Below are 12878 nucleotides of genomic sequence, written 5' to 3' on the forward strand. Positions count from 1 at the left end.
GCGTCGCCTGCGGCGGTTCGGCGGGCGCGCCGCCGGGTCTTCCGGCCCCGCCGCCGGAATTGCCCCCGGAATTGCCGGCATCGCCGCTTCTTGCGCCTTCGTCCGCGTTCGGGCCGCCTGCGCCGCCTCCGCCCGTGCCGCCGGGCGCGTCCGATTCATCCGCATTCCCGGCGCCGCCGCCGGTCTCGGTCCCGGCCGGCTCGGCGCCTCCGCCGAGACCGGCAGCATCTCCGGTTCCGCCTTCGACCGCGCCATTCTGCGCGCCGCCCGCTTCGGTGCCCGCGTCCCGCGCAGCGCTGCCGTTCCCGCCGGCCGGCGTCCCGTTCCGCCCGTCGGTCCGCGCGCCGTCCGTCCGCCCGGCGGCCGGTTTCGGCGGCGTCACATCCTGCGCCGTGCCGCCGCCCGGACGCCCCTCGTCCGCCGCCGGCTTCTGCGGCACATGGACGTTCCGCTTCGGCGTGCCCGTCAGCCCGATGTAGTAATCATACGCGTCGAAAATCTTCCGCGCGATCGGCGCCGCTCCCCGGGCGCCGTATCCGCCTTCCGGCACGACGACGGCAACGGCCAGCTTCGGCTTGTCGGCGGGCGCGAACGCGATGAACACCGCATTCTCGACGATGCCGGCGCTCGTCTGCTGCTCGCTCGTCCCGGTCTTGCGCCGGAAATCGTACGGAAACCCGTCGAACCCCCGCACGTTCGAGCGCATGCCGTCGATCACGACGTCCCAGTATTCATCCGGCAGGTCGATCGTGTTCAGCACTTCCGGCTCGAACGTCGCGACCGTCCGGCCGTCGGCGTCGACGATCCGCTCCACGAACTGCGGCTTCATCCGCTTGCCGCGGTTCGCCAGCGTCGCCGCGTACTGGGCGAGCTGGAGCGCCGTATAGCGGCCCTGCTGGCCGAACGAGGCGTAAATCAACGCCGATTGCGGGCTGCCCTTTTCCGCCTCGTGGAAATAGTCGATGACGCCCTTCGATTCGCCCGGCAGCCCGCTCCCGGTCAATACGCCGAGGCCGAACTGCTTGACCCAGTTGTCCCAGATTTCGACGCCCTTCTTGCCGTCCCTGAGGTACAGCGCGTTGCCGATCATCTCCGCCATGAACGTGTTCGACGACTTCTGGATCGCGAGCGACGGCGTCAGCCGCCCGTACGCGTTCCGCTCGGCGTTGCGGACCGAGACGCGGTGACCTTCCCGGCCGAACTGGAACACGCCGGTGTCGTAATAGACCGTCCGCGGCGTGATCAGCCCCTCCGCCAGCCCGATCAGCACCGTGAGCGGCTTCTGCGTCGAGCCGAGCGGCACGAGCGAGGACGGGTGCTTGTTCGCTTCCTCCTGCGAACCCCAATCCATATAGGCCTGCGAGATGGCGCCGTTCTTGTGATAGGCCTTCGTCGCCTCGTAATTGGACGGGCTGATCTGCCCGCCCATCCATACGTTCGGGTCGTAATCGGGCATGCTCGCCATCGCGACCACCTTGCCGGTGTCGACCTCCATTGCGACCGCATAGCCGGCGCGGGCGTATTCCGCCCGGTCGCCGCTCGACGGAGGCGCGTTGCGCAGATACTCGAGATGATCGAGAATCGCCTGCTCCGTCGCGAGCTGCACGTCGCGATGGATCGTCAGATACAGGTCGCTGCCCTTCTGCGGCTTCGTGATGACCGGTTCGCCGATGATCTCGTCCAGGCTGTTCACCGGGTAAATCTTGACCCCGTTCCGGCCCCGGAGCACGTCCTGGTACATCAGCTCGATGCCGTCCATCCCGACGTCCTCGTCGTTCAGATAATGCAGCGTCGGGTCGTTCGACTGCTTCTTCTTCTCGTAGAAATCCTTCGTCGCGGCGGACGTGACGGCCGAGTCGAAATTTTTCAGATAGCCGACGAGCTGCACCGCCACCGTATCCTTGTCGTAATGGCGGATCGTATCCTCCACGATGCTGATGTTCGGGAACTTTTCCCGGTTTTCCGAGAAGTACGCGATTTCCTGCTTCGTCAGGTTGTATTTGATCAGCCGCGGCGTGTAAATGGTGTTCTGCCGGAAGTGGATGTCCATCCGCTCGATGATCTGCTCGACCGAGATCAGCTCGTTCGGATCGCCGTACGTTCGGAACACCTCATGGAGCTGCTCCGCGATCCGACGCGCCTCCGCTTCCTTGATCGAGCGCTCCATCGTGAAGTAGAGCGACTGCGTCGACACCGAATACGCGATCGGCTTGCCGGTGGCGTCGTAGATGTTGCCGCGGATCGGCGGGATCTGCACGGTCCGGCTGCCGCTTTTCGTCCGCTCGGCCTGCAGCTCCGGTCCGCGCACGAACTGCAGGATCGCAAGCTGCACGATCAGCACGCTGAACAGGAGAAACGTGCAGAAGAAGAAGAGGTTGAGCCGGAACGAGAAATGCCGTCGATTCGCAATCAGGCGCCGTTGTTCTTCCTCCGTTCGCTGTTCGTTTGCCACGACCGCATCCCCCTTTCCGCATCCCAGTCAAAAATTCCGCCGCCGCACGCGACCGCACTCCCGCCGTCCGCCGAGACTCCCGGATGAAGGGGCGTTGTAAGGCCTGCGGATGATGCCGGCGTCGGGAACCGGCGCCGCTTCGGGAACCGGAACCGAACGGGCGGCGGAGCCGGCGGCTTCGCTTCGGCGGAAACAACAAGAGGTGCCATGCCGGATTCGGCGCACCTCGTTGCAAGCTTTGCCCCGGGCGGCACGGGAAACGAGCGGAGCGCAAGCCGCTGCCGCTCCGCAGACGGATCCGCCCGGCCGCGTCATGCTTTCCGCTTCCGAATCGGATCAGCTCCCGGATTTCGCCCGGTCGATGAACGACCCGATCGTCTCGTCCACCTTGACGCGGCCGAGCGGCGCGCCGAGATAGGAGACGTGCACCTCCGCCTCTCCGATTCTGCCCGTGATGACGAGGCTCGCGCTCTTCACCGTGAACGAGCCGTCCTCGCCGGCCGTATAGACCGCTTCCGACGCTTCCCCGGCCATCGCTTCCAGCACTTCGCGCGTCAGCGTCGCCACGGCCTTCTCCCGGATCTGCCCGCCGAGCTCCTTCAGCCTGTCGACGCGCAGATCTTCCAGCGAATAGCCGCTGTAGAGCAGCATGCCGATCACGATGACGGCGACGAGCAGCCACTTCACGACGGTCTTGACAACCTTGACGACGAGCAGCACCACGACCAGCGCAATGGCCAGCACGTACCAGCGCTCGGTCAGGAATTGTTTCCATGTCTCCAGGTCCGCCCGGAACAGTTCGTCCAGCATCGCAGCACCCCCTTTATCGGGCTGACGACGAAAAACGACGGAAGGTTCAATCAAGCGGGCCTCTTCGCGCACCCGCATGCGTGCCGACGGATTGTCCCGTGAATCCCGGTCACCCCGCCGGCACGGACAACCCCCGCCACGTCCGGCCGGCGTTCATGCGATCGGAACGCGCATTCCGCTGCCTATCACGCTTTTTCCATTATAGCGCAGGCGCCGGCGGGCGTCCAAGCGGGCGATCCCCGGCCGTTCCGGCCGCCGCCGCGGGCCTCCTGCCGCGGTGAAGCCGAGCCCGCCGCCGCGCCGGGAGCGGGGACAACCAGACATAACCCGTCCGCGCCGGGCGTATGATCTGAAGGAACCCCGGAGCCCCAAGGAAACGGAGCGTGAACGCATTGAAAACCGCCTTCTGGCTTTATCTGTTTTCCTTCATCGCCATCTTCGATCTGCACGCGCAGTATCCGATCCTGACCCCGTTCGCCGTGTCGCTCGGCGCCGCTCCGTCCTTCATCGGCCTGATGATGGGGCTGTATTCGATCACCCACCTGCCCGGCAACATGATCGCGGGCTGGAGCGTCGACCGGTTCGGCAGCCGGATCTTCATCGTCCTGAGCCTGATGTCGGCCGGTTTCATCCTGCTGCTCCAGTCCCGGGTCGACGATCCCTGGCAGCTCCTGGTCCTTCGCTCGATCAGCGGCTTCGTCCTCGCCTTCCTGTCCCCGGCGTGCATGGCGCTGCTGGCCCGGATCACCGTGGACCGCTTCGTGCTGGGCAAGCTCATGGCCGGCAACGGGCTCGTGCATACGCTCGCCTCCGTCGCCTCCCCGGCCGCCGGCGCGCTGCTTGTCGCGCGGCTCGGCTTTGAGATGTCCTTTCTCGCGCTCGGCTGGCTGCTGATCGGCACGTCGATTTGCGCCCTCCTGTTCATCCGCGACATCCCGCCGCCCGCGCCGCCGTTTCCGAAAGCCCGTCCGTCCGGCGAACCGCCGGCCAGGGCCGGGGAGCCCCCCTCCGGCATGCCGCCGGCCGGAACGGGACCAACGCCGGCGTCCGGCATGGCGATGCCGGTTTCCGCCGCCGCGATCCCGGAGGCGCACGCCGGAGCGGCACCCTCCCGGATCACCGGCCCGGCGGACGACCATCCGCCGCTTCCCTGGCCGGCCTATGTGCTGCCGGTCGCGATGTCCTGCGCGCAGGGCATCCTGTCGTTCGAACTGCCGATGCTCTCGCTGCACGGCCACGGCATCATGCAGACCGGCCTGCTGTTTTCCGTTCTCAGCCTCGGCTCCCTCGTGACGCTCGGCATGTTGTTCCTGAATCGGTATTCCCCGCTCCGGCGGACGATGTCGGGGTCGCTCGCGCTGGCCATGGCCTATTTCGCCGCCGCCCTCGGCGGGCTGGTGCCGCTGCCCGCGCTGCTGTTCATCATCGGCATGGCGAAGGGCGTCATCTATCCGGCGCTCAACACGCTGCTCATCGAGCTTACGGGAAACGCGAAATACGGCCGCACCTTCTCCGTGCTGTCGATCGCCTACTCCGTCGGCGCATTTCTGGGTCCGCTGACGGCCGGTTACATCCGCGATACGGTTTCCCCCTATTTCGTCGCGTTCCTGGTGCTCATGACCGGCGCGATGCTGCTTCCGTTCGCCGGATCGCACCGGCCGAACGCCGCCTCCCCCCGCATTGGCTGAATCCGGAATTCGACTTTTCCGGGGAAATCGGTACAATGGGAGTCAACAGAATCTTGCGGGGGATGCCGAGTGGACATCGTCATCATCGTGGAAGGCAAAAACGACCGCGCGAGGCTCCGGCGGCTGCTCTCCGGCGAGGTTGACATCCTGTGCACCTTCGGAACGCCGGGTCCGGAGCAGATCGACCAGCTGATCCGGCAGGTCGGCAATCGGGAGCTGTACATTTTCACGGACAACGATGCTTCCGGCAGGCGCATCCGCGGCATCCTGCGGGACGCTTTTCCCGACGCCGGGCACATTTACACGCGCAAGGGCTACCCCGGCGTCGAAAACACGCCGGACGAATATCTGATCCAGCAACTCGAAAAAGCCGGGCTCGAGGACTACATCATCCGCCCGGAGGACGACGAGCTCACCCGGATCTTGCGAAATTCCCCATGAGGCTCCCGGTTCCCCGCGGCGAACGAGCCTGCGGGCCGGCCGGTACGGCCCTGATGCCCTGTTCCGTCCAACCGCCCGTCACGTGACGAGCGCGATGACGATCGTGACGGTGAAGACGCTGAGCAGCGTCGAGAAAAAGACGGCCTGGGAAGAGAATTCCTTCTCGTTGTCGAACTCGACCGCGAGCAGCACGCTGCTGAGCGAGGACGGCACGGCGGAAGAGACGATCAGCGCCGCGGCGGTCAGTCCGTCGAAGCCCATGAGCAGCGTGAGCCCCCATGCCAGCACCGGTCCGACGGCGAGACGGAGCAGCGCGGACAGCCCCACGTCAACGGCCGTCTCGCGTTCGATGCGCCACGACATGCTGCCGAGCTGCACGCCGAGCGTGAGCAGCGCCGTGCCGATGAATGCGTTCGCAAGATAACCGATCGGTACCTCCAGCGCCTGCGGAATCGGCACCCCGAAGGCGCGCAATAGCAGCGCGAGCGGGATGACGTAAATGACAGGCAGCGAGAGGACGACCCTTCCGATCCGGCGCAGGTCCGCCTTGTGCGCGTTGACCGCGTACACGCCGTAGGTATTGGGCACGAGGCTCTGGATCATCGAGATCAGCACCTGGACGGACAGCGTGTACGGATTGCCGGCGAACACGAGCTGGTTGAGCGGGATGCCGTAGTTCGCGCTGTTGTAGAACATGACGCTGTTGCGCAGCGCCGCCCTCCTGGCGGGAGACGCCTTGCGGACGCGGCACACGAGGTCGGAAATCCAGTATTGCATCGCCATGAACAGAAGCCCGAACAACACGATCCTGCCGAACATGGCCGCCGAAATCTCCGTCTCGTACAGCATCCGGAACATGATCGCGGGCGAGAAGACATAGAAGTTCAGCTTCGACAGCGTGCGGATATCCAAGGAAAAAACCCGCTGCATGATGACGCCGGCGGCGATCATCGCGGACAGCGGGATCACGTTGTTCGTCAGAATCTGGAGCAGGATGGTCATCGCGTCATCGTCTCCCGTGCTGCGGGCGTCCGTACGGCGGACCGGCCCAAGGACCGGCCCAAGGCCGCCTGCGCCGGTCCGGCGCAATCAGAGCAACTTGAGAATATCCTTGACGACCGCTTCGGGATCCAGGGGCCGGTCTTCCCTGCCGCCGTCGATGTACTTGCGCAGCCGCCCCGCCTGATCCACGAGCGCAATGATGTTCGCATGCACGATGTGGTCGGGATCGGGATTGATGACCATGAGGCCGAAGCTTTTCCCGATCGCGGCGACTTTTTCCGCTTCGCCCCGCAGGAAATGCCAGCCGGACCGGTCGGCCTTGTATCCGTCGGCAAAGCGCTCCAGCACTTCCGGCGTGTCGCGGTACGGGTCGACCGAGATCCAGAAGAACTCCACCTTGCTTCCGAAGACGCCCCTCTTTTTCAACTCATTCTGCACGTCCACCATGTCGCGCGTCGTGATCGGACAGACGTCGGGACAGGTCGCAAAGAAGAAGTACACGAGCCTGACCTTGCCGTCGGAATCGGAGAAGGCGTGCGGCTCGCCGTCCAGATCCGTCAGGGTGAAGTCCGGTATCGACTCCTTGAGGACCGGCAGCTTTCCGCCGCCCAGGTCCAGTCGGGTGTACAGCAGATAGCCGGCCATCAGCAGCACGAGCGCGCCGACGGCGATCGCGAACCGATAGCGTTTGACGAAGGCCACGATTTACGCCTCCTTCCGGTTGCTTCAGGGCAGCCAGGCGCCGTCCCCCTGCGTGTTGACGACCATGACGAGGAAGACGACCATGAGATAATTGACCGAGAGCATGAAATTCTGCTTCGCCCACCTGACATCGTCCTTCGCCCGAACCCCCGCAATCGTGTGCCAGCTCCAGACGAGCCCGAACGCGACGGACACGACGAGGAATACGAGGCCCGCGTAACCCATCGCGTACAGCAGGATGCAGGCCGGCACGAGCAGCACGACATACGGGATCATCTGCCATTTCGTCCGCTTCACGCCCTTCACGACGGGCAGCAGCGGAAAGCCGGCGGCCCGGTATTCCTCGACGCGGCGGATGCCGAGCGACCAGAAATGGGGCGGCTGCCACAGGAAGAGCAGCGCGAACAGAAGCCAGGCTCCCGCATCGATTTCTTCGGTCACGGCGCAATAGCCGATGACGGGCGGCATCGCGCCCGATATGCCGCCGATCGACGTGCTCCAGGTCGAGTGGCGTTTGAGCCAGAGCGTGTAGACGACGATGTACACGAATACGCCAAGCAGGCCGAGCCAGCCGCACAGCGGATTGACCAGCAGGAACAGGATCGACAGGCCGAGCACGCCGAGGATGATGCCGCAAGCGAGCACGAGCCGCGGCGATACGCGTCCCGCCGGCAGCGGCCGGTTCCGCGTGCGCTCCATCCGGGCGTCCAGGTCGCGGTCGAGATAGTTGTTGAGGACGCAGGACGACGCGATCGTCAGCGTCGTGCCGAGCAGCGTCCAGAACAGGAGCGGCCAGTCGATCACCCATTTCGACGCCACCCAGAAACCACCGAACGTGGCAATCAGGTTGAGCCTTATGATTCCGGGCTTTGTCAAATTGATCAGATCTTTCAGCACGGCGGGCCTCCCGAATTCCGTTGCCGGTGTCGAAGTCCTGAACGTACCCGGCCCATGGAATCGTAACCTATCATACCGTAAATATTCGTCCGTTGACAATCATCGCACCCGCGGGTTCAACAATTTGACACTTTCTCGGCGCTTTCGCGGAAGCGGCCGGAACACTTGGGCTTTCGCCCTCATAGGATATTGCAGCATTCGCCCATGCGAAGGTAATCTGAACGGTGGAAGGAAGTGATGATGAACCGGATGGCCGTCATCAAAGCCAACTCCGAGGACATCAAGCTGCTCGCTCGCCTGATGCGCGCGGAAGCCGAAGGCGAGGGCGAACTCGGCATGCTGATGGTCGGCAACGTCGGGGTGAACCGCGTCCGGGGCAATTGTCTCGATTTCAAAAACATCCGCACGATCCCGCAGATGGTGTTCCAGCGCCCGGGCGGTTTCGAGGCGACGACAAAGGGCTATTTCTACCAGAGGGCGCGCGAGAGCGAAATCCGGCTCGCCCAGCGCGTCGTGAACGGCGAACGGCAGCATCCCGCGACGTACGCGCTCTGGTTTTTCCGTCCGACGGGTCAGTGCCCTCCCACCTGGTGGAACCAGACGCACAGCGGACGGTTCAAAAACCACTGTTTCTATGCGCCGTCGGGCGACGACTGCCCCGGCGTCTATCGCTGAATACACGAAGGAGGAATCCGGATCGACATGTCCATGATCACGTATGATGCCTACGGCAACGTCATCCCGTACATGCCCGGCTCGTCCGGCTGGACGTCGGGCTGGCCGTCCGGCGCCGGCGCAGGGACCGCGCCCGCCCCGGCGGGTACGGCCGGCGGCGTGCCGTTCATGCCGAGCGGCCTGCCGGGCGTTCCGAGCGGCGCCGCCATCACGCCGACGGGCGGCAATATCGTCACGATTCCGCAGGAAGAATCCTATGTGGAGAACATTCTCCGGCTCAATCGCGGCAAAATGGCGACCGTCTACGCGACGTACGAGAACAACAGTCAATGGAACGCGAAGGTGTTCCGCGGCGTCATCGAGGCGGCCGGACGCGACCATCTCATCCTGAGCGATCCGTCAACGGGGATCCGGTACCTGCTGCTGATGGTCAACGTCGATTACGTCACGTTCGACGAACCGATCAATTACGAATATCCGTTCCAGGGCGGGATCGTCACGCAGCAGACGCCGTTTCCGACATCCGCGCGCGACGACGGCTACACCGAGTGAAACATCCACATGCGGACGGTGCCGGAAGCCAGACGGTTGACGGGGTTCCAGGGCGAATCGGGCGCAAGTCTCATCGCCCGGAGGCGCTCCGCCTCCTCCCTCGTCCCGGCTTCCCAAACTTCCACGAACAGGCCGGGCTGATCCGTTCCTTCATATAAATATACCATCGGATACGACGGCCTCAGGCGCGCCATCAGTTCCAGATAGCGCTCCCGGTTCTCCTCCGCGATCCGGTATTCCGCGAAACAGATGAACATGGCGCCCCTCCCCGTCCCGTCGCATTGAATCCGCGGGACGAAACCGGTACAATGATAAGCATAGCAACAGGCGGAGGAGACGGCAAGAAGCCCGGACCCATCCGGGCTTCTCCCGGATGGGTCCGGGCTTTAAGCGGCCTTGCGATTGTCAGAATTGACGGGAACCCGCCAATTGTTGTTCGGCGATCTGGACAAGGCGCTTCGTGATGTAGCCTCCGAGCGAGCCCGCATCACGCGTCGCCATGTTGCCGTAGTAGCCGTCCTGGGGAATTTGCACCCCCAGCTCTTGAGCCGCTTCATATTTCAACTGCTCCAGCGCCGCTCTGGCCTGCGGAACGACCAGCGTGTTGCTGCTGCGGTTTTGGCCTGCCATGTCAGTCGTCTCCTTTCGTTCCTTGAGCTGTAGTGTTGATGCAAGCTTGCAAGCTTATTATGTGCCTCATCCGTTTTCTTATGCCTGACCGAAAAGACCGACATTGTGCCGAGGAGAGACGAACATGTCCAAAACCGCTTCCCTGCTGTTCGCCGTTACGGCCGTCACCCTGATGCTGGCGACGGGAGTCGCGATCAGCCACAACGGCTGGCTGGCCGCGCTGCTCTTCGTTCTGACGTTCGCCGTCATCGGCGCCGGCTTCATCTTCCGGGCGAAGGCGCTCAAACGCAAATCATGACAAGAAGCGGCCGGTACCCGAAAACCGGCCGCTTCCCTTTTGTTTCCTTCCGCGTCAGGCGGGCGGCAGGAAGCCCATCCGTTCCTTGACGAGCGCGACCGTCCGTTCCGCGACGGCCGAAGCGCGCTCCGCGCCTTCCTTCAGCACGCGGACGAGCTCCCCCGAGCCGCGGATCTCCCGGTAACGCTTCTGCAGCGGCTCCAGCACCGCCACGACGTGCTCCGCGAGATCCTTCTTGAACTGGCCGTAGCCCTGTCCCTCGTAACGGCGCTCGACCTCTTCCACCGTCACTCCCGCGCAATGCGCGTAAATGCTGATGAGGTTGCTCACCGCGGCCTTCGCCTCGGGATCGTACTTCACTTCCCGGCCGGAGTCGGTGACCGCGCGGGCGATTTTCCTGCGGATCACATCCGGCTCGTCGAGCAGCGCGATGTAGCTGTTCGGGTTCGGATTGCTCTTGCTCATCTTCTTCGTCGGATCGTCGAGCGACATGATGCGCGCGCCGACCTTCGGCATGTACGGCTCGGGCAGCCGGAACGTCTCGCCGTAGCGCTTGTTGAACCGCTCCGCGAGGTCCCGGGTGAGCTCGAGGTGCTGCTTCTGGTCGTCGCCGACCGGCACCAGATCCGCATTGTAGATGAGGATGTCGGCGGCCATCAGCGTCGGATAGACGAACAGGCCCGCGGGAATCGACGTTTTGCCGGCCGTTTTCTCCTTGTACTGGGTCATCCGCTCCAGCTCGCCCATGTAGGCCAGCGTCGTCATGATCCACCCGAGCTCGGCGTGCGCCGGCACGTGCGACTGGATGAAAATGGCCGATTTCTTCGGATCAACGCCCGCCGCAAGGTACAGCGCCGCGACCGACTCCGTCTGTTCGCGCAGCGCGGCCGGATCCTGCGGCACGGTGACGGCGTGCAGGTCGACCACCATATAGAAGCATTCGTGCTCATCCTGCAGCTTCACGAAGTTCTGGATCGCGCCGATGTAGTTCCCGAGCGTGAGCTGCCCGCTCGGCTGGATGCCGGACAGCACCCTTGCCATTTGAACACCATCCTCCTTCCTGATTTCTCTCCCATCAGCAAAAAATCCCCCGCCCGCAAGGGACGAGGGACCGTGGTGCCACCCTTCTTCGCTCCGGCGCCGCGACCGAAAAGACGGACGACGAAGCCTCGAAGCTCCGTAACGGGGAGCAGCCGGGAGACCATGGGCGGACGGGGCCGCTTTCCTGCCTCCGGCTCGGGGACCCATTCCGCCAGCCGCGATGCCGGTTCGCAGCGCCCACCGGCTCTCTGGAATCGCGGGAGTTGGCGTACTCTTTCCCGTCATTGCCGTTGGAAGAACATTATACCCGTTCGCACGCGAATGTCAAGCGTTCCGGAAGCACGGGCATGGTCACGCTTCCGGACCCGGCCTTCCCACCATGACCAACTGTGTTAGCATAAGGACCATGGAACGATTGAACGTTGTCGAAGGGCGGGATCCCGTTGGCCGAACTCAAAGTGGCGCATTGCAGGATGTGCGGCAAGGTGTTTCAGGTTACGCTCCGGAATTTGTGCCCGGAATGCGCGGAAATCCATGACCGCCAGTTCGAGGCGCTGGACCGCTATCTGTTCAGGAACCGCCATGCGACCGTCGAACAGGCGGCAGAGGCGACCGGCGTGCCGATCAGGCAGATTCGGGAATGGATCCGGAACAAAAAAATCAGCCTTTCGGCCTACCCGAACCTCACGGACATCTGCGACCTGTGCGGAAGTCCCACCCGCAACGGCCATCTGTGCGCGCGTTGCTCCGACCGGCTCAAGCATGATATCGAGAAAATGCTTGCCGAGGAAGAGCGGGAGCGCGCGCGGAAACGCGAACACACCTTCAAGATGCGGGGCGAAGTGAAGGACTGACGGCTGTTACTTTTTCCCGAACAGTGCATGTTTTCCTCTGCGGGCAGCCATACTAAAACCGCCCAAGGAGGTGAACAACATGCCTTCCAGCAAACGCAACAGCAACACGCTCGTCGTACCGCAAGCCAGCGCCGCGCTGGAGCAGCTCAAATTCGAGGTCGCCCAGGAGCTCGGCATCCAGCTCCCGCAGGACGGATATTACGGCTACATGGCGACGCGCGATGCCGGGGCGATCGGCGGATACATCACCCGCCGGCTGATTCAAATCGCGGAGGAACAGCTTGCGGGCCGATTCGCACGATAAGACCAGATCGGTTCCTCAAGCCGGACAAGAACGGGGTTTCCCGCGGACGGACCATCCGCCGGGAAACCCCGTTCCGGTCGAATGCTTCATTACACCCCCGTTCCCCTATGCAAGTTGGTCCGAGGATTCCGGCTTCCTCGGGTAACGGAACATCCAGGTCGACGTGTTGTAGTTCGACTCGTACTGTACGCTCGCCGTCCACTCCCGGTTCCGCTTGACGGCGAAATCGAACAGGATCTCGCCGTGCGTCCAGTTCTTCTTCATCCGGAGCGATTCGACCGCCATGCGCCGGAATTCGTTCACCTGCTGCGCCGTCATGCCTCGCTCCCTCGGTACGAACCGGCCGTTGACGATTTCAATCGGGTGATGACGCACGCCGTATTTCCCGACCATGTTGTTGCGAATCTGGATCGTGACCGTTCCCGCCACCGCATCCGTCAGCTCCGGCTCCAGATGGCGAAACACCTGATCGATCTGCCGGGCGAGGGGCATATCCTCCAAACGCATCATGATGCACCTCCTTTCTTCCCAA

16 protein-coding genes are annotated in these 12878 nt (G+C 63.8%); 7 read left to right on the forward strand and 9 right to left on the reverse strand.

All coding sequences use genetic code 11. The annotated features are described in order from the left end of the window. Both A9Z00_RS14300 and A9Z00_RS14305 read right to left on the reverse strand, forming a co-directional pair. Positions 1–2452, reverse strand: a 2452-nt coding sequence (locus tag A9Z00_RS14300; RefSeq protein ID WP_296978916.1) for a peptidoglycan D,D-transpeptidase FtsI family protein, incomplete at its 3' end; no start/stop codon positions are given. Positions 2453–2788: 336 nt separating this feature from the next. Beyond that, a complete protein-coding gene (locus tag A9Z00_RS14305) occupies positions 2789–3262 on the reverse strand; it encodes a hypothetical protein (RefSeq protein WP_296978919.1) in 474 nt (157 codons plus the stop codon). A gap of 392 nt (positions 3263–3654) precedes the next feature. Between A9Z00_RS14305 and A9Z00_RS14310 the strand changes: the two genes are divergently transcribed. Both A9Z00_RS14310 and A9Z00_RS14315 read left to right on the forward strand, forming a co-directional pair. After that, positions 3655–4950 carry an MFS transporter gene (locus tag A9Z00_RS14310; protein ID WP_296978983.1) on the forward strand — a complete coding sequence of 432 codons (1296 nt, stop codon included), beginning with the start codon at positions 3655–3657 and terminating at the stop codon, positions 4948–4950. A gap of 69 nt (positions 4951–5019) precedes the next feature. Then, entirely contained in the window at positions 5020–5391 is a 372-nt protein-coding gene (locus tag A9Z00_RS14315; protein ID WP_296978922.1) for a ribonuclease M5, read from the forward strand. A gap of 78 nt (positions 5392–5469) precedes the next feature. On the opposite strand, the gene A9Z00_RS14320 is transcribed toward A9Z00_RS14315, so the two are convergent. From A9Z00_RS14320 to cyoE, 3 genes are all read right to left on the reverse strand, one after another. Then, positions 5470–6393 carry an AEC family transporter gene (locus A9Z00_RS14320; RefSeq protein WP_296978925.1) on the reverse strand — a complete coding sequence of 308 codons (924 nt, stop codon included), beginning with the start codon at positions 6391–6393 and terminating at the stop codon, positions 5470–5472. An 87-nt stretch (positions 6394–6480) separates the two neighbouring features. Then, positions 6481–7095, reverse strand: coding sequence for an SCO family protein (locus tag A9Z00_RS14325; RefSeq protein WP_296978927.1), 615 nt, complete (start codon positions 7093–7095; stop codon positions 6481–6483). Positions 7096–7119: 24 nt separating this feature from the next. Continuing rightward, entirely contained in the window at positions 7120–7992 is an 873-nt protein-coding gene (gene cyoE / locus A9Z00_RS14330; protein ID WP_296978929.1) for a heme o synthase, read from the reverse strand. Positions 7993–8241: 249 nt separating this feature from the next. On the opposite strand from cyoE, the gene A9Z00_RS14335 reads away from it, so the two are divergent. Further along, on the forward strand, positions 8242–8667 hold the full coding sequence (locus A9Z00_RS14335) for a cell wall hydrolase (RefSeq protein WP_296978984.1): 426 nt from the start codon (positions 8242–8244) through the stop codon (positions 8665–8667). 27 nt (positions 8668–8694) lie between these two features. Continuing rightward, positions 8695–9219 carry a spore coat protein GerQ gene (gene gerQ, locus A9Z00_RS14340; RefSeq protein ID WP_296978931.1) on the forward strand — a complete coding sequence of 175 codons (525 nt, stop codon included), beginning with the start codon at positions 8695–8697 and terminating at the stop codon, positions 9217–9219. Here the strand turns inward: gerQ and A9Z00_RS14345 are convergent. Continuing rightward, positions 9207–9476 (reverse strand): hypothetical protein, encoded by a 270-nt coding sequence (locus tag A9Z00_RS14345; protein ID WP_296978933.1) that lies wholly within the window; start codon positions 9474–9476, stop codon positions 9207–9209. The two genes, gerQ and A9Z00_RS14345, sit on opposite strands and share 13 nt — an antisense overlap. Positions 9477–9624: 148 nt before the next feature. After that, positions 9625–9849: an alpha/beta-type small acid-soluble spore protein gene (locus A9Z00_RS14350; RefSeq protein ID WP_296978934.1), complete on the reverse strand. Its 225-nt coding sequence runs from the start codon at positions 9847–9849 to the stop codon at positions 9625–9627. Positions 9850–9973: 124 nt separating this feature from the next. On the opposite strand from A9Z00_RS14350, the gene A9Z00_RS14355 reads away from it, so the two are divergent. After that, positions 9974–10147: a DUF5325 family protein gene (locus A9Z00_RS14355; RefSeq protein ID WP_296978935.1), complete on the forward strand. Its 174-nt coding sequence runs from the start codon at positions 9974–9976 to the stop codon at positions 10145–10147. A 54-nt stretch (positions 10148–10201) separates the two neighbouring features. On the opposite strand, the gene trpS is transcribed toward A9Z00_RS14355, so the two are convergent. Continuing rightward, positions 10202–11188, reverse strand: coding sequence for a tryptophan--tRNA ligase (trpS, locus tag A9Z00_RS14360; RefSeq protein WP_296978937.1), 987 nt, complete (start codon positions 11186–11188; stop codon positions 10202–10204). 443 nt (positions 11189–11631) lie between these two features. Between trpS and A9Z00_RS14365 the strand changes: the two genes are divergently transcribed. After that, entirely contained in the window at positions 11632–12042 is a 411-nt protein-coding gene (locus tag A9Z00_RS14365; RefSeq protein ID WP_296978939.1) for a hypothetical protein, read from the forward strand. A gap of 79 nt (positions 12043–12121) precedes the next feature. Beyond that, on the forward strand, positions 12122–12346 hold the full coding sequence (locus tag A9Z00_RS14370) for an alpha/beta-type small acid-soluble spore protein (protein WP_296978940.1): 225 nt from the start codon (positions 12122–12124) through the stop codon (positions 12344–12346). Between the two features lie 105 nt (positions 12347–12451). On the opposite strand, the gene A9Z00_RS14375 is transcribed toward A9Z00_RS14370, so the two are convergent. Further along, positions 12452–12856: an O-methyltransferase gene (locus tag A9Z00_RS14375; protein WP_296978942.1), complete on the reverse strand. Its 405-nt coding sequence runs from the start codon at positions 12854–12856 to the stop codon at positions 12452–12454. Positions 12857–12878: the final 22 nt, after the last annotated feature.

This window comes from Thermobacillus sp. ZCTH02-B1, from assembly GCF_002159085.1.
Lineage (GTDB): Bacteria > Bacillota > Bacilli > Paenibacillales > Paenibacillaceae > Thermobacillus.